General features: G+C 33.4%; 25 protein-coding genes. 12 read left to right on the plus strand and 13 right to left on the minus strand.

From position 1 onward, the window contains the following. Positions 1-272 precede the first annotated feature (272 nt). Positions 273-767, minus strand: a complete 495-nt coding sequence (locus Z054_RS0118425) for a hypothetical protein (RefSeq protein ID WP_024771518.1) — start codon at positions 765-767, stop codon at positions 273-275. Positions 768-1811: 1044 nt separating this feature from the next. Here Z054_RS0118425 and Z054_RS0118435 point away from each other — a divergent pair. The 10 genes from Z054_RS0118435 to Z054_RS0118480 all read left to right on the plus strand — a co-directional run bounded on the left by Z054_RS0118435 (position 1812) and on the right by Z054_RS0118480 (position 12397). Further along, the gene (locus Z054_RS0118435) at positions 1812-3029 is read left to right on the plus strand and encodes a GTP-binding protein (protein ID WP_024771520.1); all 1218 of its coding nucleotides are present in this window, start codon (positions 1812-1814) and stop codon (positions 3027-3029) included. Between the two features lie 10 nt (positions 3030-3039). Continuing rightward, positions 3040-3756: an ABC transporter ATP-binding protein gene (locus Z054_RS0118440; protein WP_024771521.1), complete on the plus strand. Its 717-nt coding sequence runs from the start codon at positions 3040-3042 to the stop codon at positions 3754-3756. Then, positions 3753-5159, plus strand: coding sequence for an ABC transporter permease (locus tag Z054_RS0118445; protein WP_024771522.1), 1407 nt, complete (start codon positions 3753-3755; stop codon positions 5157-5159). Before Z054_RS0118440 ends, Z054_RS0118445 begins: the two co-directional genes overlap by 4 nt. A 2-nt stretch (positions 5160-5161) precedes the next feature. After that, entirely contained in the window at positions 5162-6586 is a 1425-nt protein-coding gene (locus Z054_RS0118450) for a DUF3526 domain-containing protein (protein WP_024771523.1), read from the plus strand. 33 nt (positions 6587-6619) lie between these two features. Next, positions 6620-7093, plus strand: coding sequence for a hypothetical protein (locus Z054_RS0118455; RefSeq protein WP_024771524.1), 474 nt, complete (start codon positions 6620-6622; stop codon positions 7091-7093). After that, entirely contained in the window at positions 7090-7629 is a 540-nt protein-coding gene (locus Z054_RS0118460; RefSeq protein ID WP_024771525.1) for a hypothetical protein, read from the plus strand. The genes Z054_RS0118455 and Z054_RS0118460 overlap by 4 nt, the downstream gene beginning before the upstream one ends. A gap of 254 nt (positions 7630-7883) precedes the next feature. Then, a complete protein-coding gene (locus Z054_RS0118465) occupies positions 7884-9296 on the plus strand; it encodes an alkaline phosphatase (RefSeq protein ID WP_024771526.1) in 1413 nt (470 codons plus the stop codon). 48 nt (positions 9297-9344) lie between these two features. Beyond that, the gene (locus Z054_RS0118470) at positions 9345-10298 is read left to right on the plus strand and encodes a DUF5829 family protein (protein WP_024771527.1); all 954 of its coding nucleotides are present in this window, start codon (positions 9345-9347) and stop codon (positions 10296-10298) included. Between the two features lie 11 nt (positions 10299-10309). Then, a complete protein-coding gene (locus Z054_RS0118475; RefSeq protein ID WP_024771528.1) occupies positions 10310-11128 on the plus strand; it encodes a hypothetical protein in 819 nt (272 codons plus the stop codon). 186 nt (positions 11129-11314) lie between these two features. Beyond that, positions 11315-12397: a glycosyltransferase family 61 protein gene (locus tag Z054_RS0118480; protein WP_024771529.1), complete on the plus strand. Its 1083-nt coding sequence runs from the start codon at positions 11315-11317 to the stop codon at positions 12395-12397. A 107-nt stretch (positions 12398-12504) separates the two neighbouring features. Here the strand turns inward: Z054_RS0118480 and Z054_RS0118485 are convergent, their stop codons facing one another. The 3 genes from Z054_RS0118485 to Z054_RS0118495 are packed head-to-tail and all read right to left on the minus strand — an operon-like array spanning position 12505 to position 14772. Beyond that, complete coding sequence (locus Z054_RS0118485) at positions 12505-12948, minus strand: hypothetical protein (protein WP_051473805.1); 444 nt, start codon at positions 12946-12948, stop codon at positions 12505-12507. Beyond that, the gene (locus tag Z054_RS0118490; RefSeq protein ID WP_152538602.1) at positions 12941-14098 is read right to left on the minus strand and encodes an ABC transporter permease; all 1158 of its coding nucleotides are present in this window, start codon (positions 14096-14098) and stop codon (positions 12941-12943) included. The genes Z054_RS0118485 and Z054_RS0118490 overlap by 8 nt, the downstream gene beginning before the upstream one ends. Positions 14099-14139: 41 nt before the next feature. Next, positions 14140-14772, minus strand: a complete 633-nt coding sequence (locus tag Z054_RS0118495) for an ATP-binding cassette domain-containing protein (RefSeq protein ID WP_024771532.1) — start codon at positions 14770-14772, stop codon at positions 14140-14142. A gap of 100 nt (positions 14773-14872) precedes the next feature. Between Z054_RS0118495 and Z054_RS0118500 the strand changes: the two genes are divergently transcribed. Then, a complete protein-coding gene (locus tag Z054_RS0118500; protein ID WP_262482450.1) occupies positions 14873-15277 on the plus strand; it encodes a MerC domain-containing protein in 405 nt (134 codons plus the stop codon). A 10-nt stretch (positions 15278-15287) separates the two neighbouring features. Then, positions 15288-15965 carry a GTP cyclohydrolase I FolE gene (gene folE / locus Z054_RS0118505; RefSeq protein WP_024771534.1) on the plus strand — a complete coding sequence of 226 codons (678 nt, stop codon included), beginning with the start codon at positions 15288-15290 and terminating at the stop codon, positions 15963-15965. 217 nt (positions 15966-16182) lie between these two features. Here the strand turns inward: folE and Z054_RS0118510 are convergent, their stop codons facing one another. The 9 genes from Z054_RS0118510 to Z054_RS32340 all read right to left on the minus strand — a co-directional run bounded on the left by Z054_RS0118510 (position 16183) and on the right by Z054_RS32340 (position 23160). Beyond that, positions 16183-17268, minus strand: coding sequence for a BF3164 family lipoprotein (locus Z054_RS0118510; RefSeq protein WP_024771535.1), 1086 nt, complete (start codon positions 17266-17268; stop codon positions 16183-16185). An 86-nt stretch (positions 17269-17354) separates the two neighbouring features. Further along, the gene (locus Z054_RS0118515; RefSeq protein WP_152538603.1) at positions 17355-17726 is read right to left on the minus strand and encodes a S26 family signal peptidase; all 372 of its coding nucleotides are present in this window, start codon (positions 17724-17726) and stop codon (positions 17355-17357) included. Between the two features lie 55 nt (positions 17727-17781). Then, positions 17782-18051 carry a S26 family signal peptidase gene (locus Z054_RS32735; RefSeq protein ID WP_394331062.1) on the minus strand — a complete coding sequence of 90 codons (270 nt, stop codon included), beginning with the start codon at positions 18049-18051 and terminating at the stop codon, positions 17782-17784. Continuing rightward, positions 18048-18287, minus strand: a complete 240-nt coding sequence (locus Z054_RS32740; RefSeq protein WP_024771537.1) for a S26 family signal peptidase — start codon at positions 18285-18287, stop codon at positions 18048-18050. Before Z054_RS32740 ends, Z054_RS32735 begins: the two co-directional genes overlap by 4 nt. Positions 18288-18649: 362 nt before the next feature. Beyond that, complete coding sequence (locus tag Z054_RS31800; RefSeq protein ID WP_161635308.1) at positions 18650-18823, minus strand: hypothetical protein; 174 nt, start codon at positions 18821-18823, stop codon at positions 18650-18652. 785 nt (positions 18824-19608) lie between these two features. Next, on the minus strand, positions 19609-20796 hold the full coding sequence (locus Z054_RS0118535) for a hypothetical protein (RefSeq protein ID WP_024771538.1): 1188 nt from the start codon (positions 20794-20796) through the stop codon (positions 19609-19611). 5 nt (positions 20797-20801) lie between these two features. Further along, positions 20802-21365, minus strand: coding sequence for a hypothetical protein (locus tag Z054_RS0118540; RefSeq protein WP_152538604.1), 564 nt, complete (start codon positions 21363-21365; stop codon positions 20802-20804). Between the two features lie 328 nt (positions 21366-21693). Continuing rightward, positions 21694-22074 carry a hypothetical protein gene (locus Z054_RS0118550; protein WP_024771541.1) on the minus strand — a complete coding sequence of 127 codons (381 nt, stop codon included), beginning with the start codon at positions 22072-22074 and terminating at the stop codon, positions 21694-21696. 12 nt (positions 22075-22086) lie between these two features. Further along, complete coding sequence (locus Z054_RS32340; protein ID WP_024771542.1) at positions 22087-23160, minus strand: YecA family protein; 1074 nt, start codon at positions 23158-23160, stop codon at positions 22087-22089. Between the last annotated feature and the right edge of the window lie 436 nt (positions 23161-23596).

Genomic DNA, 23596 nt, shown 5'->3' on the forward strand with positions numbered 1-23596 from the left:
ATAAATGTAATAATTGAGATTAATCTCTTAAAATCCATGATGCGGGGCATCAGGTTTCGGGTATAAAAAAATCAGTTGTTTTCACAACTGGTTTTCTTCGTATTTGGAACAGGACTCAAATACTGAATCAAGTTCAGCACGAGCTCTGTGACCTTTAGGTTATGAGCTTTATCCATTATAAAAGAGTATAATTTTTGACTGTTTTTTTAGAGAATATTGGTTAAGTAGAAAAACAGACTGGAGGAAATAATCCCTCCAGTTTGTTTATTGTTTTATGCTTTTTTCCATTTTCCAGAAGCACCTCCTTCAACTGCACCTGCTCCAGCCATTGCTCCATTAAATTGGCCAACTGGTGTCCCATTGCTAATAAAAAAGTTTACTTGTAAAATACCCCCACCGGAAGCAAAACTTTGAACGTGGAATGAAGTTACATTTTTAAAGAAAGAATTCCAATTATCATACGCTGTGTACATAAAACCAATAGAACTTCCTCCTACTGCTCCAACACCCCAAAATGATTCGTCAAACTTCCAATTCTCATAACCTCCTGATGTAGGCTCAACGGTAACGTTACCGTAAATACCCGCAAAAATTAATGAAGCCTTTGCTCCAAGTGGTGCTGGTACCGATCCTTCTAATTTAGTCAAAAAGTTTTCTGCACCATCTTTATCTACAAAATCAATCTTGTTGAACGCATTTTGAGTTGCTTCTTTTATAATTGCATTAGAAGGATGAAATTTATTCTTTTCTGCTGTTAAAGTGTCCATTTTATTATATTTAATTATTCCTACTCTTTTGGCTTTTCGGTAACGCCCCGTTTTTTTAGTGATTCAGATCTCCACTACTTTTGAGTTGTAATATTACAACTCAAAAGTAGCACATGGCCTTCTTTAATTTATATGTAAAAACCCTTGTTCTGTGGGTGTTTTTCCTTGTTTTGACTTGGGTGTTTTCTAATTTTCGTCTGGGTGTGACTCAAGATGGAAAGATTTGAGAGCCTGTTAATTTAAGAAATCAATTCGGTCAGCTCCTATATAACCCAAATAGTACTCTAAGGATTGAATCAAATGTTATTGACTATATGAGGCAAATGTAAAAAAAGGGCTTCAATTTCTTAAAACCCTTGTCATTTCTAGTATTGGAAACAGGATTCCCTTCGACTCGTTCCTTGTTCAGGATAAACTTCTCGTCCTGTTGAGTCCTAATTAAAATGTTGTCAATAAAAAAAGCCTCACATTTCTGTGAAGGAACATGATTATGAATCCAAAATTTTTGCCAAAGTTTATTACTTATAAATATCTTAAGATTTAAGAATCCAATTAATTACTATATTTGACAAATGAGAATGAACATTTGGAAAAATATTATTACTCTTTTTTTTCTATCCGCTTTTCTATTTCTTAGAATTGTCAATGTACATGCTATTTCTCATTTTTCTGATGACGATGATCAAATACATTGTGAGTTGTGTGAAATTATCGCGGTATCATATAAACTCACTCCTTTTACAGATAATACATTTGTAGAAGTAGAACAAAAATCTGCGATAAATTTCCAAGAATACAAAACCAATTTTTGTTACGAAACATCGCAATACTGTATTACACTACCTAAAAGCATCCACAATAAACCTCCACCTAAATATTTAGGGTAGTTGCGTTTTACTTTTGAAAATTTTCTTTTTGCATGTTGATACTTATAACTATATGGTTTTATAAACCATATTATAGTGCACACATTAGATCAATTACCCTTCTCTATTAGTCAGAAAATTTTCTTCCAACATTTTTAGTATTTAATTTTTTTTAGTCATGAAAAAATTACCCGTTACTGTATTGAGTGGTTTTCTCGGTGCAGGCAAGACTACATTACTTAACCATATTTTACATAATAAAGAAGGGTTAAAAGTTGCTGTGATTGTCAATGATATGAGTGAGGTCAATATAGATAGCCAGCTCATACAAAATGAAAACACCCTTTCTCGAACAGAGGAACGCCTCGTAGAAATGAGCAATGGCTGTATTTGCTGCACCCTTCGAGAAGACCTGATGATAGAAGTCGAAAAATTAGCAAAGGAAAACAGGTTTGACTATCTGATTATCGAGAGTACAGGTATTTCAGAACCTATTCCTGTGGCTCAAACCTTTAGTTTTGCCAATGAGGACGGCAGTATCGACCTAAGTCGCTTCAGTTATGTTGATACTATGGTTACTGTAGTGGATGCATATAATTTTTTGAAAGATTTTTCCAGTGCCCAATATCTATCGGATAGACAGCTTACTAATATCGAGAACGATGACCGTACAATTGTAAATCTACTTACCGATCAAATAGAATTTGCAAACGTGATTTTACTCAATAAAGTAGATCTGGTTACCGAACAAGAATTAAAAAATTTGTATGATATTCTTCATAAATTAAATCCAGGAGCCAGAATATTTTCTACCAAAAACTCACAAATAGCATTACAGGAAATTATCAATACAGGGTTGTTTAACTTTGAAGAAGCTGAAAGTTCTGCAGGTTGGATACGAGAACTCGAAAATGAACATGTTCCTGAAACTGAAGAGTATGGTATTGGTTCCTTTGTATTCCGTAATAAAAAACCATTTCATCCAGAACGGTTCCTCGACTATGTTTCTAACCATTTCCCTTCAAATATTATTCGAAGTAAAGGCCTGTTTTGGTTGGCCTCACGTAGTAATCAAGCCTTAATCTGGAGTACAGCAGGAGGCTCTACAAAAATTGACCCTGCCGGAGTATGGTGGGCATCTATGTCATTTGCAGAACGAATCAACCACCCTTCCTTTCTGGATAACCAAAAATTAATAGAGTCAGATTGGATAAACCCTTTCGGGGATCGAAAGATAGAACTGGTCTTTATTGGGCAACATCTCGATGTTACCACGATAACCCAGCAACTTGAAAAATGTTTGCTTACCGATGAGGAGATACTAGATTGGAAAACAGGAGAGTTCTCTAATATCGATAATTGGCCCATCTCAAGCTATCAAGATTCAAACGTATAAAAATAGTATTATGATCAATATTAACAATCTTACAAAGAAATACAGTGAACACGTTGCTCTGAACCAATTGAACCTTCAAATCAAAGAAGGTGAAATATATTGCCTTCTCGGAGCTAATGGTGCTGGAAAGACCACAACAATCAACCTCTTGCTAGGTTTTACGACACCAACCTCGGGCAATGCCTCTATTAACCAAATAGACGTACAGGAAAATCCTAAGGCAACCAAGCGTTTCTTAGCTTACATCCCAGAGAATCTGATGCTTTATCCAAGCTTAACAGCTTTGGAAAACCTCGATTATTTTTCTGGAATAGCAGGAAAGAAACTTTCGACAAAAGAATTAAAAGGCTTTTTGGAAGAAGCGGGACTACAAACAGAAGCCTTTGACAAACGTATCGTCGCGTTTTCTAAAGGTATGCGTCAAAAAGTAGGAGTCGCTATCGCCTTGGCAAAAGATGCTAAAGTCCTGCTGTTAGACGAACCTACTTCTGGTCTTGACCCCAAGGCCAGCAATGAGTTCGGATTGCTGTTGCACAAGTTAAAGTCAAAGGGTATAGCCACCCTAATGGCAACACACGACCTTTTTCGTGCCAAGGAAGTAGCCACTCATATAGGTATCATGAAAGATGGCAAATTACGGCAACAATTTGTGTCCGATGATATTTCCCTTGCCGAGTTAGAAAAGGTATATCTCGATACCATGGACTATAAAGAAATATTATCATGATAACAAAAACTTTTCTTAAGGAAACCAAGGAATTATTGCGTGACGGTCGCGTTCGCATCTCCTTAATTATTGTATTCTTTTTATTAAGTGTGGCGGTATGGGTCAGTGCTCAACAATACCAAAATGTGAACGCACAGTACTCGGCTGCTAAAACGGCAGAACGTGAGGTTTGGGACAATCAAGGTAAAAAGAATCCACATTCTGCAGCACATTATGGCACTTATGCTTTTAAACCTAAATATCCTCTTTCGTTAGTAGACCAAGGTGTAGATAAATATACAGGTACCTCCATTTTTTTGGAGGCTCATAAACGTAACGAGGCACAATTCAGCGCGGCGGCGGATCAAACGGGCCTCGCTCGCTTTGGAGATTTGACACCAGATTTTATGTTACTCTTCATCATTCCCCTGCTCATTGTTCTTCTGGGTTATAACGGTTTTACCAAAGAACGTGAAATGGGTACCTTAACATTACTCAAGAGTCAGGGCATTTCCCAATGGAAATGGATCTGGGGAAAATGGATGGCACTTTTCTTCCCTATTTTGTTGATCACGGCTATTCTGTTCTTGATAGCAGGTATCCTATTGTCTAACTTGCAAGATTTTGGGGTCTTCAAATGGGAATCATTGTTCTTATTGTTTATGATATATGTAGTTTACTATGTTATCTTTATCAACTTAGTACTGTTGATTTCTATCAAAACTAAAAAATCAGGTATCTCGCTCGTAGTGTCCCTATGTGTTTGGATCATCGCCTGTTTGGCAGCACCAAAAGCAGCGAGTAACTTTGCCGAAAACAAGTATCCCTACCCAACACGACAAGAATTTACGGCCAATGTCTTAAAAGACAAAAAATCAGGGCTCGATGGTCATAATCCCTGGAACAAGGAGGCCAAACTTCTAGAGGAAAAAATATTGAAAGAATACAGTGTGGATAGCCTATCTCAGCTTCCCTTTAACTATGATGCCTATAGAATGCAAAAAGGTGAGGAACACCAGGCAAAGATCTATCTAAAACACTATAATCATCTCAAGAATCAATATGAGCAGCAGTCGGATGTATACAGGAATTTGGCGCTTCTCTCCCCCTATCTTCCTACCCGATTTTTGAGTATGGCCATTGCCCAGACCGATTATGCCACGCATTGGGATTTTGCCGATGCTGCAGAGGACTATCGCATCGCTACTCAAAAATTTTTGAATGGGGATTTTGCCAAAAACTCTGAATATGGCAATTGGGCGTACCAAGCAGATGCCGAAACCTGGAAACAGTTACCTGACTTTGACTATACTCCTCCTCAACTCGGAGCCATTCTAGAGCAAAATACCTCCAATCTTATGGTCATGGGATTTTGGTTCTTAGGCTCTTTTGGATTCCTTTTTTTCATTCCTAAAAATTTATAAGTATGTTCAGTTACAATTTTAAATATGAATTAAAGCTGTTGCTCCGTAGCCGATGGATACAGCTCTTGAGTTTGATATTATTGCTTCTCTTCGGTTTTTCGGCCTTTAATGGAAAACAAAAAGTAGAGAAACGTAAAAATGTCATTGTAAAGGCACAAGAAGAACTACGGGAAAGTGATACCAAAATGTTAAAACTTCTCGACTCGGTACAACGTGGGATGGAAGTAAGTGCTTCTCGATGGACCCTACCCACAAGCCCAATGGCTGTAGGAAATTATCATCCCAGGGTAGCTTCCATGAGCCTTCAACCTATGGCATTTGTATCAACGGGCCAAGCAGATCTTTTTACCCATTTTGTAAAACCAACGGCAACAGGCGATGATTTTGCCTTAAATTTTACCGAAATGACTAGCCCTGTGCAATTGCTGTTCGGTAGTTTTGACTTGACATTTGTGATTGTATATCTACTGCCTCTTTTGATCATTGCTTTTTCCTATAACGTGCTTTCTGCCGAGAAAGAAAGTGGTGCACTCCGATTGCTGGCCGCACAACCCATTGGTATCTCCAATTGGGTAATGCAAAAACTGGGATTACGTTTCTTTTGGATGTCGGTTTTGGTCATTGCAGCTTTAACACTTGTTTTTCTTATCATCGGTATTGACATCCTAAATCAAAGGAATCTAGTTTTAGGGCTACTTGTTTTGGTGTTGGGATATATACTCTTTTGGTTTACTCTAGCCTTTTTGGTTAATCTATGGGTAGGTAGTTCGGCCAAAAATGCGGTAGCTATGCTTGGGCTTTGGGTATTATTTGTGTTACTGGTTCCTTCTGTATTGAACCAATTGGGAAATACCCTTTATCCTATGCCATCGCGCACCCTTATGGTCAATGAGATGCGTGAAGTAAAAGCAGAAATCACCCAAAAACAAGACGAAATCCTTGACAATTATTTACGTGACCATCCAGAGTATGCTATTAATGACACCTCTCAAAGAAGGTCTTTTTGGCACAGGTATATGGCTTCGCAACAGTTGGTCAAAGAAGAATTAGAACCCGTAGTAAGCTCTTTTGAGAACCAATTACGAAAACAACAAGACTGGATGAATAAATTCAAATGGATATCTCCGGCAATCACTGTTCAGGAGTCATTCAACCATTTGGCGGGAACCTCTACGGAAGATTACGAAAATTACCGAAAACAGGTCATGACTTTTGCAGGAAATTGGCGGGAATATTTTGTGCCCCTTCTTTACAATAATAAAGAGTTTACGCAAAAGGACTATACTACATTACCTAAGTTTCAATATAGCCCAGCCTCATATCAATTGGTTCCAGTGGCTTTAACGCTCTATCTGATATCCACCGTCCTTTTTGGCCTTGGAATTTTCAGCTCAAAACGTCTAAAAACAAAAGGCATACTCAATTAAGAAAATTATGTTCAATTTTTAAATACAATAATAATGATTACTAAAGAAGAAGTACAAAAAGTACAAATGGAATGGAGCAACGGGGTTGTCGAGATTGGCGCTAAAAAAGATCAAAGAGAGGAATGCGAGCGTTTTACAAGCAAGTTCCTGGATGAACGCTATGCTTTTGATAAAAAAAAGGTACTGTTCAAGCCCACCAAAACATCGGTCATTCAATTTAGGCCTGATAAGGAGGGGGCACTTTCGTATTTTATTGCAGGAAACGATCTATACCCAGAGGATGGAGGTTTTGCTATTCAACCCTGGACCAAGGTACGCTTTGAAAACGAAGTTATGATACTCGAAGAAAAAAGAGCTTTGGCTATGGGTAACTATTACTTTACTGACCTAGATGGGCAGGAGGTCAAGGTTGAATATACTTTTGGCTATACTCTTGATCCTTCTGGAAAATTAAAGATAGACGTTCATCATTCCTCCCTACCTTATAATCCTGGGGCATCGGTATGATTTTTTTCGGTAAACGGCAAGAAAAGACCCTTTTTCTGGTTTGCCCTATGGATTTTATGGAACCTGTGATCAAGGAAAGGTATAAAGGAAATTCTTTTTTTTATACCGCCCTGGGGGTTGTTCTCGAGTTCGATGAGCCCACCCAATATAACCTTTATAAGCTAATAAGGAAAGAGGGGATAGATTATATCACATTGGTTGCCAAAGCTGATGGGGATTTCTACCAAGGAGCATTGCTCGATTGGCAAACGCCATTACAACTCCCTGTGGAGCGATCTTTGGCGCAATTGAAAATTGGTATTGCTCCCAGGATAGAACGACAGAAAGGCTCTTTCTTAAAATCGAGAATGATTATAGGTGAACACCTTGACCAGCAAAGAGAACGTCTTCTTAATACTAAACTTTTAGGGATTGAATTGCTACGTAATGGGATAGGGGTAGATAGTCTTGTTTATGAACCTTCTAATAAAAGCTTTACAACTACCGGAGATGTTTTAAATAGGGCAAAATTATTTGATGGGATGGTAGTTAATTAAAAAACGATATGAAATGAAAAACTCATGTTTTTAGTCTTTTTTCTTTGGATGAAGATTCTCTTTGCCATACAAAACGAGATAGACAACTTCCTGCTTCCAAATACCTATCATTATTTCGGTGGTAGGTATTGGGTGTTGATGAGAAATTAGATAAACTCGATTTTTTTGAACTTAAGTCATTGAAAATAGAAAATCCAAAACTGAAATTTAAAATCAATGAAAATAACGCCTAAACAAAATAATATTATACCGCAATGAACCGAAGGCATTTTTTTAGAAACGGAACACTTACTGCTCTTGGTGCAGCAATATTATCCCCATATGAGTTTATTAGGGCTACCCAAGGGGATAGGGTTCAGAAAAACAAAAAGGCCAAGAACATTATAATGCTTGTTAGTGATGGTATGAGTACAGGTACCTTGAATATGGCAGACCTCTATCTTGACCGAAAAAGCGGAAAGGGCAGTAATTGGTTGCAACTTTATAAAGAAAACAAAGTATCACGTGCTTTGATGGATATGGCCTCTGCCAGCTCCATCGTTACCGATTCTGCTGCTGCAAGTTCGTCTTGGGGTGGTGGAGCACGGATCAGAAACGGGGGGATCAATATTGGTGTCAATGGCGAGCCCCACCTTCCTATTTGGCAAAAGTTCAGGGCGGTAGGTAAAAAAGCCGGGTGCGTTACCACTGTACCTATAACTCATGCTACGCCAGCCGGTTTTTGTATCAACCAAAAATCAAGGAATGACCAGGCCTCAATTGCCGAAAAATATCTCGAACAGGGTTTTGACCTGTTGATGGGGGGCGGGAATGATTACTTTTCAACAGAAAAACGGAAGGACAAAAAAGATATGTACGGAGCCTTTATAGCCAAGGGCTACCATGTAGTTCGAAACCGTGATGAAATGCTAATCGCCCCAAACAGCAAGCCTCTTTTAGGTGTATTTACCGACAATGGGCTTCCTTATGCTAAGGATAGGAGGAGCAACCAGAAACTCTTAGAAAGTGTTCCCAGTCTTGCAGAAATGACACAAAAGGCAATAGACGTCTTAAAGGAACATCCAGAAGGTTTTGTGCTACAGGTAGAAGCAGGAAAAGTAGATTGGGCAGCTCATGGCAACGATATTGCTGGGTTGATCTATGACCAAGTTGCTTTTGACGATGCAATTAAAGTGGCTATCGATTTTGCGGAACGGGATAATGAAACTCTGGTCATAATTACCACTGACCACGGTAATGCCAACCCCGGGGTGATTTATGGCTCCAATGCCAACCAACAGTTCGATTCCATTCAGAATTACAAACATACTAATGAATGGATTCTAAATGGGATAGGAAAGGAAAGCTCCCCAAATCAAGTTCGAGAACGTGTTGAGTATGCCAATGGATTTGGTTTATCCTATGAAGATGCCAAATTACTATTGGGCTATTATGACACTCTCAATAGAGAAGAAGGTCTGTACAACCCTAAAAGTTTACCGTTTAGAGTTTTGGCTGAAATCCAAAAAAAGCACAATTCTGTGGGCTGGATCAGTATGCATCATTCTGCAGATTATGTAGAATTGGCATTATTTGGTCCGGGAAATCACTTATTGAAACCTTTTATAAAAAATACAGACCTACACTATCTTATGTTAGAGGCAGCAGAGGTTGAGAATACATTTTAAGACAAAAAACAAATCATCAATAAGGTCACTTTTAATACAGTTTTAATCATGTTTAACCGAATCGCTCTTCATATTTTTATTTTGATACTTTTAGTCTCTTGTAAGGATCAAGTGCAAAAAAAAGACGCCCCATCTCTAATTGACCGAGAAAAGATTGATGCGGCCTTTGGCAAACATGTTTCTGCGATAATGTTGAATCATTTATATATAGTTCTGGATAGTCTCTCATATTCTAGTTTAATAAAGGACACTGAGTGGAGCAAGACTTTTGGAGCATTAGATAAAGGGCTTCCTTCTTTTGCTCCAATAGATAATGATACACCTATGTGTTATCTAAGAGGACATAAACATTATATTGAAATTTTAGGGCCTAACAATATATTCAACGAACCTGTTGGGAAAAGTGGCGTAGGTTTCACTCTAGAGAATGATGATGAACATTTTCATTTAGGCGTTAAACCAAAACTAAAAGTAGAAAACACTCGGTTTCTTAATGCTACAAAAACTGTAGATATGGAATTAAGTAAACAAAAGGGAACTTGGTTCAAAGCATTTTATACCCCTAGTCCTGGTACTGCTTTACATACCTGGTATGCTTTTTATAATCCTATTTTTCTTGATAGTCTGTACCAAAAGCATCATACTTTTTATTCGCGTGAAGCTTTTTTAAAGCCTAACTACGCAAACCAAAAGCTTTTTAATGGCATAAAATCGATTGTAATGACTTGTACTACGGATGACTACATCCGTATCACACAAGAATTATATCATCTGGGATGCAAACTATTAGAAAGAGATGGTCAAATGCTTAGCATTGATGGAGGAGATATAATTATAAAAATTACAACATCTAATGAGATTGAATATAGTCAAATCACCCAGATACGATGTCATTTAAATAGATCTGACGATAGTGTAACTAATCTGGGAAATGTCACCATTGTCAACAAAGGGAAAGAATCCATATGGAGTTTTGATAATCTTCACAAAAATAACTTTTAAATCAGATAAAAATGAAAACTTATTATTTAACTACCGTAATCCTATCCTTGTCTATTACTTTTACAGGGTGTAAACAACAAAAGAAAAATGTTACTGAAGAAGAAATTGCAAACCCATCTGTTGAAGAATCGATAGAAATTCAACAATCGATCACCATAGAAAAATTAGAAAACTCTCCGATCTATCCAGATGCTGCGCTTACCTTGGATTTACCTGAAACCATAAAAATTTCTCAGGGAGGTGATATGGATTTTGTGTTTAATTTAGAGAATTATGAATTAGGTGCCCAAACCCAGGGGCCAAATTCTCTAAAGTTGGCAAATTCGGGTAAAGGACAACATATCCATTTTATTTTGGATGATCAGCCTTACTCAGCGCATTATGAACCTCGTTTTAAAAAAGAAATTCCCGATGGTGTGCATCATTTGGTTGCTTTCTTAAGCCGTTCGTACCATGAATCGGTTAAAAATACAAACTCGGTGATAGTTAGAAAACTTATGGTTGGTGCCAATCCCCAAGATTCTCTAGGGTTAGATATGAAAGCTCCAACCCTTATCTACAGTCGTCCTAAGGGAGAATATACTGGTAAGGATGCTGAGAGTTTATTACTTGATTTTTTTGTACTGAACACCACTCTTTCTGAAGATGGGCATAAAGTTCGTGCTACTATTAATGGTGAAGAATTTATCATCACTGAATGGGCTCCACAGGTTATCAAAGGGCTTCCAATGGGAGAAGTGATTATTCAACTAGAATTGCTGGATGAAACCGGAACACTGATTCCTGGTCCTTTCAATAAAGTTACTCGTACCGTACTATTAAAAGAATAATAACGAGACATCCTGTTGTAGAATGGGTAAATTATTGATTCTTATGTTTAGAAATGTAAAATTATCGCATTTGAATAAAGACCTATTTACGTTTCTTAGACGTCGAGATTTTTGATGGTAATGAAAAACGTTATCATTTATTTTTTACCGTTACCAAAAAGTGAAACAATGTAATTAAATAATCGCATGGAAAACTCAGCTCTTGAATTTCTACCTAAGCATGTTATGTCTAAATATATACGGCATCAATTGTTAACCAAGCCATTTGATGATTTGAAATATGATCAATTTGAATCGGCAATTAACACCCAAATGATAAAAGAGGCTAGTGTTGAACAACAAGAATTTCTATACGTTTATACTGAAAAATGTATTATAGAGCCTACTTTTGGGTGGGCTCTTTCAGAAAATTTTCAGTTGATTGCAGAATCTTACCCTTATGCTCAATTTGTGCTTGACCAGTTCAAACCAACTATTACAAAAACTCATTATTTTCGGCAAAAGAGGGTAAAGCTAAATAAGGCTGTTTTGTTATCAGAAAATTACACGAACTATTTTCATTTTCTGAATGATTTTGTTGGACGATTAGCACTACTTGATCGTTTAAATGTATCACGAGACATTCCTGTTATTGTATCTGAAGAATTAAGATCAAGTATTTTTTTTCAGCAATTTAACATGTTATGTCCAAAATTCTTCAATCGTAATTGGATATTTCAGGCTAAAAATGAATATTATGAAATTAAAGATGCTACTTATTTTGTTCAAAATATAACCTGCAAACATGAAAATTTTCGCCCATTGCTTGATGAATTGTCTTACGAAGAAAACACTGTTGCTTCTCCTGATAAAATATTTATTACCCGCCGAGGAATCTACGGAAGAGGTTTAGTAAATTCCTTGGAAATTGAAAGCATTGCTCAAAACAATAATTTTAGAATAATCGACGCGCAGAACTTTACCATTGCAGAACAAGTTAAGTTATTTACCAATGCTACTCATATCATCGGATTACATGGCGCAGGGCTTATGAACATGATATATTGCAAAAATAAGCATGTTAAAATACTTGAATTATTTCCAGGAAACTTTTATAAAGCCGTTTACTATTGGCTGGCATCACAATTTTCACACAGTTATAGTTGTATCAGGGGTTTACCAACCACAAATAATGAGCAGACCATTACTTCAACATCTGTCATTTTTAAGAGTAACTTTTATATGCCTCCGGATGTTTTCTTGAACAAATTAATAGCATGGCTTAGGTAATAATTTTGACAGGAAAGACTTAACCAAGTCTAAAAAACCAATGCTGTAAGCGCTACAAGAGATCGGTTTAGACCGTCTATAGAATATTTACTTAGTTACTATTTTTTTTAATTTATCAACCTACCTGTCGCCTCTTTTAATATATAATTACAGTGATCTACATCATCTGTATTAAGTTCAAGAATACCTGTAACCTCTACAATTTGATCTGTTTTAAACTTTGGCTTTTGTTTAAAAATAACTTCAACAATACTTTCTGGACCTGCTGCACCACAAAAAAAACAGGAAGACTTAGGATTTTTAGATACCATATAGAATTCATCTTCTTCAATAGAAAAATCTAAAAAGTAACCTTTAATACGAATTTGAGCACCTTGGTATGACTTTATAATAGGTCCGAATCTTGGTTTCAAAAAGATATCATCATATTTTGCACTATAAACATTATAAAATTTTACATCAGCCAAATCGTGCCAAGCCAATTTTTCTTGAGAAAAAAGGTTGAATTTAGTTACTATAAAAAACAGGATTAGAAAGGCTATTTTATGCATCAGATATTGTTTTAGAAACATTTAATTTAAATAAAGGCAATGAGGCCAGAATCGCTGCCAGGAAGGTGGTTAGAATCACTAGTATCAATATGAGTAGTTCTTTATTGGTAGGAAAGCTAAATACAAAATGGTATCCATATATATTTTCTGTAAAAATTGAAAAAAACCAGATACTTATTCTCCCTAAAAACCATCCTAAAATGGATCCTAATAGGGATAAAAAAAGTGCCTCGAGAAAGACCAATTTTATCAACTGAAAAGTGTTGGCCCCATAGGTACGTAACAAGGCCAACTCTTGTTTTCTTTCTCTTACCGTTTTTATTAAGTTAATAAATATACTAAGGCCAGCTACCAGCAGTATTGCAATAGCAATACCATTAATTGTACGAAAGCCAATTCCTAAAAACCTCATTAATCGCTCGATTTCAAATTTGGGGAGTGCTGCTTGCATGGTTGTTTTTTCATTAATAAGTCTAGACATTTGCAAAGCCCCCATAGGGTTTCTAAATTTAACTAGTAAAGAGGTTATTTCTCTTTGTTCTTCGTGCTCTTCTTCATGATGATTGTGTTCATCACTATGTTCATGCACTTCCCAAATACTTTGCAGATTAGTAATGATAAGGTGATCAATAATCGCCCCTGTTGGTTTTAATACTCCAGTAACAATAAAAGGTTTCTCATCATGAGTTTCTAATCCATTTTCGGCTAAACCATGTGCACTGGCAAAAGTATCTCCTATTTGTAGGTTAATTTTTTTTGCTACATCATTTCCAATAACTACTTCAAAAGGCTTTTCATATAACTTCCCTTCTTGCAAGGTTGCATCATACTTAGCCAAATACTCATTTGACGTACCTAAAACTCTATACCCTCTATAATTATCTCCATAAGAAACGGGTATCATTTCTTTAACCATAGGATTTCTAGCAATTTTTAAGGCTTCATCTAATGGTATATTACCCGTAGGATCATCAATGTGCAAAACAGAAGACAATACAAGTTGTAGCGGACTCCCTTTTGCACCAATAACCATATCAAATGGTTTAGTATTATTTTCTAAATGTTGGTTAAGTTGATTTCTTACCTGCAAAACAAAAGTTGTTAGCGAAATACTTAGTAACAATAGCAAAACACTCAAAATAGTATTCAAAGGTTTAGAAATCAGATTTTTGTAAGCCAGGTATAACAATTTTATAAAATTATATGATTATCAAAATGTGATTTCACTCTTTTATCATGAGTTATGATCACTAAATTACTTTTACAGATTTGAGCCTCTTTTTTCAGTAGGGAAATAACTTTTTCACAATTAGTATCATCCAGGTTAGATGTAGGTTCATCTGCTAATATAACTTTAGGTTTATGTATAACTCCTAAGGCAATCGAAAGTCGCTGTTGTTGCCCTTCACTTAATTGATACACTCTTTTGCTTTGAAGATCTGAGAGTCCTAACTGCGTGATTAATTCTTCTCTTCGATAACGATCACTTTTCTTTTTGGAAAGTCGCTCACGTAGCGTTAAATTCTCAAGTAAGGATAAAGATCTGATAAAATAAGCTCGTTGAAAAATTAGCCCAATATTTTGTCCTATGAAACAGTCTAATTGCTTTCGTGTAAGTTTATTCAAACAAGTATTGGCAATAAAAATATCTCCTTCTTTAGGAGGTAAAAGACCTGCCAAAAGATGTAACAATGTCGTTTTACCAACCCCTGAAGGCCCTAAAATCAATATATCTTCTTTTGAAGGCAAATCAATATCTGGAAAACAAAAAGTACGATTTTTTGTATCCCGATAGGCAAACTGAAGAGATTTGGTTCGTATCATAAAATGATTTTTTCAAAAATAAACAAATATTATTAAAGCAACAAAGTTGCATTTGTAAAATAATATTATCTTTGTCTAACGTAAATAAATCCATTTTCTTTTGAACATATCTCACATACGTAATAACTCAGATACTTTAGGAATTGTAGCAAGTAGCTTATGTTTGGCGCATTGCTTAATCACTCCATTTCTTTTTATCGCTCATACTGGTTCAATAATGTTACAAGATGTACATCCCGCCTGGTGGAAGTCTTTAGACATTATTTTTTTAGGATTTTCTTTTATAGCGATCCGTAGATCTGTTAAAACCACTTCAAGACCCAAAATGAAATATGCTTTTTGGATAAGTTGGCTACTGTTATTTGTTATTGTTCTAAATGAAAAATTTCCCTTAATTTATTTACCAGAAGCGCTCATTTTTGTAGCATCTCTATTATTAGTGGGTTTACATTTCTACAATCTAAAATACTGTCAATGCAAACAAAAATGTTGTAAAACCAATTAGTACTAGTAAAATGAATAGAAAGAAAATAGAATTAATAGGAGATGCACATATTTCTAATACTATAGAAACTCCTTTACGAGAGGATGCTTTTGAAAAATCCGATAATGAAAAAATCGAAAATATTCAACATCACTTTTCTGAAATAATGAAAGAGTTAGGGCTCGATTTAACAGATGATAGTCTTTCAGGAACTCCGTACAGAGTAGCCAAGATGTATGTAAAAGAACTTTTTTATGGTTTAAATCCTAAAAACCGTCCAAAAATTTCAACTTTTGATAATAAGTACGGATATCAAAAAATGTTGGTAGAACATAATATTACTATTGATTCTTCCTGTGAGCATCACTTTTTACCAATAGTTGGTACTGCGCATGTAGGGTATATTCCAAAAAACAAGGTAGTAGGATTGTCAAAAATTAACAGGTTGGTCGATTATTATTCACATCGCCCTCAAGTGCAAGAAAGATTATGTCTGCAAATCCTAAAAGACTTACAACAAACTTTAGAAACCAAAGATGTTATTGTCGTAGTAAGTGCTAAACACTTATGTGTTTCTTCCAGAGGAATTAAAGATAAAAGTAGTTTTACCACTACGATTGAGTATGGAGGCCAATTTATAGAACCTTCTCTACGAAATGAGTTTTTTGGGATTATTAAAAAAACAATGAGTGATCTTTTCTTTGGTTAATAAGTCCTTCGATTTCAAACGCTCTCTATAATACCATGAAATAATAGTATGGAATTTTTAGATGTAACATAAATGAAAGATCCAATATATAGTATACTTGTATTTAGTCCTCTCGGGTACTCTACCAAAAATGTTTATTAAAATGATTTATAAATATACCTACTCTATTAAAGGCTTTTCGGTTTCCGCCTATACTATATGATTAAGAATCAAATATTCAATGTTTTAAATTATAAATAAACACTTTTTGCTTATCACTTTCCGAACCTAATCGCTCTGTATGCAATCCATAAATCACGTTATCATTATCCACATCAAAAAATTGAATATAACGATCCAAATTGTATATTTTTATCGGATTAAGCTTATAATCAAATACATAAACCCTGCTTTTTCCAGAATTGAGATTCTTCATCTTTCTTCTTGTATAAAGGGCATAAATATAGTTTTCAGACATCGTTATGTCATCAAATTCTAAAGTTGCATCCCTACCAGCACCAACACTTAATACCTCCTCCTCCTCACGGGCATAATATGTTGGTTCTTTATTATCTGGTAACAAAACAGTTTTTGTCTCTTTTTTTTGGTAATCAAAAACTTCTACCATAGGTGCAAAAATATATGCAAAAGCAAAATATGAGCGATTACTTGATATGTTTGCTACCGATAAAAAATTTCTTACTTTAATTTCATCAGATTTCCCAGTGGGATCTTTTAATAGCTCACCATAACCACTAATAGTACCTGAGTCCAGGTCTTTTTCATGTAAACGAAATTCGTTCGTTAAGTGTCCAGCATATAACAAGCTATTCTTATCTTCATTATAATCAAAGAAATAGGGAATATCTTCTTTATCTATTTCGCCACGTATAAAAGATTTTCCTGTAGTCAATAATTCATTGATATTAAACCCCAGAAACTTTTTATAATACGTATCTGATACTATAAAAGTACTATCACTGCTTTTTGATAAACCCCATTGGCTTGATAGTTCATCAGGGCCACTACCTATATCAATAAACCCTCCTAAATATTTATTTTCTTTAATATCTACGATATGTATGTTTTTTTGGGCACTGATATCAGAGATCACTAGATAATGACCCAGAAGATTCATTTTTACAGGCCTTATTAATTTACCGCTAATAACATCCAGGGTATCTGATTGTAGAGATACGACTTCTTTAAAATCATCATTGGTGAGTTGTTTGTATGTTGCCCTACCCATGTATTGAGCTTGTATCGTAGTGCTATACAATACAATGATAACTAGTACTGTTGTTTTTACTAAAAATGTGTTCATGTGTATAAAAATTTATATCTAAGTGTTGGTATAATTGTTTCAATTCAAAAATCAATAATTTATGTCTTAACCATGATAAATATCTTCTAAAACCAAAAAATAACTTTACCGAATATATTGTTCATAGGTAAAAAACCTATATACCTTGAGTCATTAGACTCCATTCTGTTATCACCTAATAGAAAGAAATAATCCTTTTTAAAGATGTATGATAAAGTTTCCTTTTTATCGATCAGGTACTTGCAGTTATCTTCTTGTATTTTTGTATTTTCATATGTGCTAATAATATCTTTATATAAATGATAATTTTTCTGATTTAATTCGATTTCCATACCTATAAAAGGAACAATTATTGGTCCATAATTATTTTTATCCCATACGTTGTCCATTATCTCTGGAAAAATTGTGTTTTTATTTTTAGAAACAACGATTTCTTTATTTAGAGATTGAGCAGTCATTTTTTTCTTTTTTAGGGTTTTTAAAACTTTCCCATTCAATGTGATATCATATCGATTATTCCCTAAAAAAAACGATCTCTGTTTCTCTTTTAAGATTTTCTATTTCCTCTTTTGTAAATTCTCCGGTATATTTATATCTATAAGAATCTAATATTTCTTCTTCTTGATAGTTAATACTGGCCACTCCATTTTTAATTGTAACAGTATCCCCTGGAGTACCAATAACCCTTTTTGCTAGTTTAATTTTTTTATAAGTTGTAAGAATTATATCTCTGCTCTTTATTGAACAAAAACCATGTATTCTGGAATCCTTCCATAATTTTATAGGGTCGAACTTTTAAAAATTTTGGATAAATACGGTATTTCATGTGTTGTCCTTGGTAGTATAGCTCCATAATGAATTTTAGAAGCGATTGCATAACTTTTTGCTTCAATTGTATTTTTCATTGAACCTGTGGGAATATAATATATGTCTGCTATAAAAACTTTGAACAGGATCAAACAAAAAAACAGGGTAACACCTTTGATTAAATAATTCAAATATCGTTTTTTTATATACATTCTTTATTTATATTTTCGACAATAGGTTTATAAGAATCAGATTAAAAACACATATTACTTTGTTCATTACTACTAATTTTGTTTTGGTATTAGTATAATTATCAGTTTTCTATTTACAATATTAAGGGATGCCAGTTTCATTTTTCGGAACTGAGGTTTTTTTTTCAATTATTTTTATTTCTAATCAAATAGTTGAAAACCAAGCTACAATACTATGGTTTTGCCGCATTGTATCTCTACGGAAATCCGTAAAACTGTTTTTTTTCAAAGTTTCTGCTTCAGAGAAGCCAAGTTTCAAAGAGACAAAGAAGCAAAGAATCTAAGTTTTAAAGAATGTGACTTCCAACACCTGACTTTTACATTTAGCATTGTTGTTCTTGCATCATGTACAGTGCATATATTTTGGCATACATCATAATTTCTTTTGGGCTATCATTTAACAGTTTACACATAAATTCACCAATATCGATATCCAATACTTTTAATATGGTATATAATACTTTTGGTGGTATGTCGTTTATGCTATCTGGAAGCATAGAAATTATATTAAAAAAGAATACAGGAGTAACCTTATAGCGCAGGGTTTAATGACAATGTAGACAAGAATATAATACCAATAACAAAAGATCTACTATTAAGACTCGGATACGACAAGTACAAAACACCAGTAACTACCTATTATGTTCAGACAGAAAGGAGCAATCAACAAGCACTATTATGGGCAACCTATCCAAAGGCTTTACTCATTTCTACAAATGAAGTGCCTAAGAAAAACATACCTGACTTACCTTAAATTAGCAACGGGTAATGATATGAGAAAATTGGATTCACATTCAACCGATGAAGTACTAAATAAACACTATATCTACACCACAATAATCAAAAAAGCAATTTCCGAGATGAGTATTTTCGGAGATTCAAAATAAAAAAATCAGCACGTCAGTACAGCACGTCAAGCCAAAATCCAATGAAAAATCCTTATAAGCAGAGTTCCTTAAATCAAAATAACCTCTTGAAAATCAAGAGGTTATCTTTAGTAGCGGGAGAGATTGAAATACCTAACCATTCTATTGATTATTTATTTGAATTAGAAGCATTTATAAAAACTCATTCTAGATTATTAATATGTAGCAGATAGTACTTAACCCGACAGTTGTATTTATCTTACATCAAGAGGTTTTAACTATTACACATTATCTTAAAAAGATACATTAGTTTAATAAACTGTTGTATTATTTTTCTCGTATGCAAAACACTGAAATTCGTCTTCTTCTTGTTGATCATATCTTTCTTAGGACTTAACCTTTAATTTTTAAAATAATTAAAAAATATGATTTTCTTTTACTTCATTAAAGGAGTAAATAGGAATTGATACTTTATGAAGATACTTTACTGGTAATTGGAATGAGGAAATAACTACAGATTGAATTTTATAATTTTCTGAAGATAAATCAAATACTTTTTTGAGTTGTGACTTATTGTTTTTTAACCATTTTTCTCTATTAATATGTTTAGGCAATTGTTTTTGGATGTAGTTCTTTATATTGTTTTGAAAATCATACATGATTTTTGCTTGTTTGGTGTTTTTACATTCAATAGAAAATATTGTTTTTGAAGAGTGATTAAACGCTAAAATATCGACATCTCCATAGTTTTTATCTGATTTCAAAACTTTTTTATCTTCACTTATATAATTTCTATCAGATATTTTAACTTCATAAGGAATAACTTCAAGGCTAGTGTTTTCATTTAACCATTCATATACATCTTCTCTAAACTCTTTCCCTTTTATATTATTTCTTTCTGCTAGTAAACTGTTAATGTTTTTGTATTTTGAGTCTACTTTCATTAGTCCATTATGAAAAATAGCTTGTAAATTTTTAGAAGCCGAATCTAAATGTCTCATACTCCAAAAAAGTGTATGTGAATTGTCATTATTTTTTATCCTCAGGACGGGTCTCCTTATATATGAAAATTTTCTATTATATCTCCATGGGAATATCTCAGGATAATCATCTAATTTTTCTGGCCTTTCAATTTTTCCTCTCGTTTTGAGAATCAATTGTTCTTCAAATGCTTGTATCTCTTGAGTGTTAAGTTTTAAATTTTCTTTTAAAATTTTCGCAAAATAATCTTCGGAACAATAATAGTAAGACCTTTCTTTCTCTAAACAATATTCGCTTAGAAAAAATAAAATTGAATCAATTTTTGATAAACTAATACCCCAATCTTTCAAAAAAAGTGCATCTACTTTATCATAGTAGATATCTATCTCATTGCTTTCTAAACGGGTAATTTGATTTGAGTTATTTCTAAATTTCCTGTCAAATGATTCTTTAAAATCTATAATTTCATCATTAGTTGTATCATTTCTATATTTAGCCAAGATATTTTTATAGAAATAATGGTCAATCCCTATTCTACCAGAGGGCAATAATCCCATATTGGGATTATTAATTTCAAACTGAATAGAGTCTTTAATCGTTCCATAATTTATTATCTCAGTCATTATAGCTAACAAAAATCAATATCATCATCATTTTCCTCCTTACTACCAAAAAATGGTTCTGCAACAACAAATTCTATTAGATTTCTAATATCTAGAGAGGTCTTAATTCTTTTGGCTTCATGTTCTCTAAACTCTTTTACAACATCCGTGTATTTACTAAAGCATGTTAATCTAGCAGGAATTTGAATAGACCAACTAGCACCATCATGAATTAAAGCTTCGTGCTTCAACATCAAAAAGCCTAATAGATTTTTTGAATTATACTCTTTTAATCTATTCTTAAGTTGATTGATTAAAGAGTTTATTAAATCAAGGCACAATTCTATTTTTTCCTTTGATTCAGTTATTTTTTCAGGTATTTGTTTCTTATAACCTAACCACTTTACATTATTTTCTAATACTATTGCTGTATCTGCATCCTGAAGAAATCTAGCCTTAGAAATAAATCTTCTTTCAGTTTGTATATCATTAGTAGTCATTGTTAATATCATTTTTGCTCTACTTAACGGCATATAAGCATCTAAAATGTTCTCTATTTCAAACTCTTTTATTTCTTTATAATCAGCCACTTGTAATAAGTTGCTAAATCCTTTAATAACACATCCCATTAATATTCTCTCTCCATAATTGTCACTCCTGTTTAAAGCATTAAATATCCTAATAGGAATTTTTATAAAAATTCTTCTAGTATATGGCTCTATTCTATATTTTATTAGCAGTTTTTTTAAATCATTTGTTTTGATTTCTTCTAATGAAGTATCCTCAATAGCTCCCTCAAATTCTAGAATTATTTCTATGGGAAGCCAATCTAATGGAAGTAGTATAGGATTTAAATATTCATGAAATTCATTTAACCAAAAAAGGATAGAATCAATAAAATTATTTCCATAAGTATCATTAGGGTTTTTTTAAAGTAATCCAAATAGGGCAAACATATTTCTCTATGCACATGCGCAGAAGCCCATTAAAAATCTCTTCTGATGTATATATTGGTGCATATGTTTCTGTTTTTATTACTGGTAAATAACCTAAAATATTATCATTATTATAATGAAAAATAAAATGTCTATCGTTCTTTTTATTAGCATCAATAATTATTTCTCCTTGAATGGTAAAATCGAATCCAATATAGTTAGGGTAAGCATCATCCGTTGGAAAAAATGATTCAAAATTTCTTTTATACCACTTATAATAAGTCAAAATAGAAAAGGCAGGGTGCATTATTATATCTTTTTCCTCAGCTCTTTTTCTTGCTCTTAGATATTTCCATAAAGACAATTTATCTAGCCTCTAAAATGCTATTAAACGCTCAATATTAAAATAACTTGTAATAAGTTGATGTTTTGCTTCTTTAATTTCTTCAACAGCTAATAAAGGTATTTGAAAAGTGTTTATTTGCCTCCAAATAGAAGATAAATACTTCCCTGTTTCATTTTGAACAATATGCCTATAGGAAACACTTAATAAATCTTTCTGATTGTTTTTGTTAAGAGTCTCAATGATAAAATTATTTAAACATGCCATTTGGCAGCAAGGCATTACTAAATAAAACTTATTATCATACTCAATGAAAGGTTTTAAGGTTAATGTATTTGCTTCAAAGGTCGAATTTTCTATTTCACTAAAAGATGAAGTAAATTCCTCAATAATATCAGATTTAATCTTTAAATTATTATATATTCTTTGAATATCTTCTTTGCTAAATTCAAAATATTTTGAGTGTTCTTTTAGAAAACTTGAACTAGGAAAAAATATTTTCCCTCTCCAGTCATTATCCTCAAAAATATTTCGAGTATAGCCTATTTTTTTGGCTATTTCATTAAATAGATGTAAAATAAAAAAGGCTCCCTCTTTAATTTTATTTTTCACTATTTCTAACAAGTCATTGTCATGAAATAATATAGAATGAAGTAAGTTTTGATTCAAAACTGTTGAGTCATTTGTCATGCCAGGGAAAACAATGTTATTTCCATTAAAAAACATAATATTCTCAGTAAAAGCCGCTTCACAAGGATCTTCTCTATAATTATATTTATATTCTTTATGAATTAGGTTTTTTAGTTCCTTATAGTTTATTTCAGAATTATTAGAATTTAGATTCCTGCAAATTGTCATTTGAATATCTTCCAATCTAAATTCTTTGGATTGATTTTTAGGAAGTAACTGTAGTAATGAAAATATCTTAAGTAGTTCAACGCTATTATGCTTAATCACATATTTTTTAAAAGAAAGGCTCTCCTTTATCTCAGGAGGTGTCATGGAAAATGGAATAGGCATGTTGTCAACACCTTTATTTATGCAACATTTTTTATACTTTTTTCCGCTACCACAAGGGCAAGGTTCGTTTCTTCCAATTTTACTCATTCTCAATTTTAAATAATTCTCTTAATATAGAAATTTGCAAATAAAACTAAGTGTAATAACTTTCATTTTTAAACAATTTTTCACAGATAATTATTTAAAAGATATTTCTCAAGAGACTATGCTTTTATAGTTATGTTTTCTCAGTAATTTTTAGTCATAAATATCTTGAAAGATACTATTCCAATACATATAAATCCTTGTTTTTGTTATTAACTCTATTTTTTTAACCCAAAAGATCAATAAAATCAAGTATTTAATGAAATTGAAAAGTCATTAAAATTTCTATTTACGAAAATGTGTTGTACATCCAATATTGAAACCAAAGAATTTGTTGTAACGATAGTCCACTATACTTAGAAGTGCCTTAAAAATGCTCCTGAATTATTAAGAAAGGATTTTGTAATGGAATAATGATCTGTTTCCTCCAGAGAGGTCT

Source organism: Aquimarina macrocephali JAMB N27 (assembly GCF_000520995.1).
Taxonomy (GTDB): Bacteria; Bacteroidota; Bacteroidia; order Flavobacteriales; family Flavobacteriaceae; genus Aquimarina; species Aquimarina macrocephali.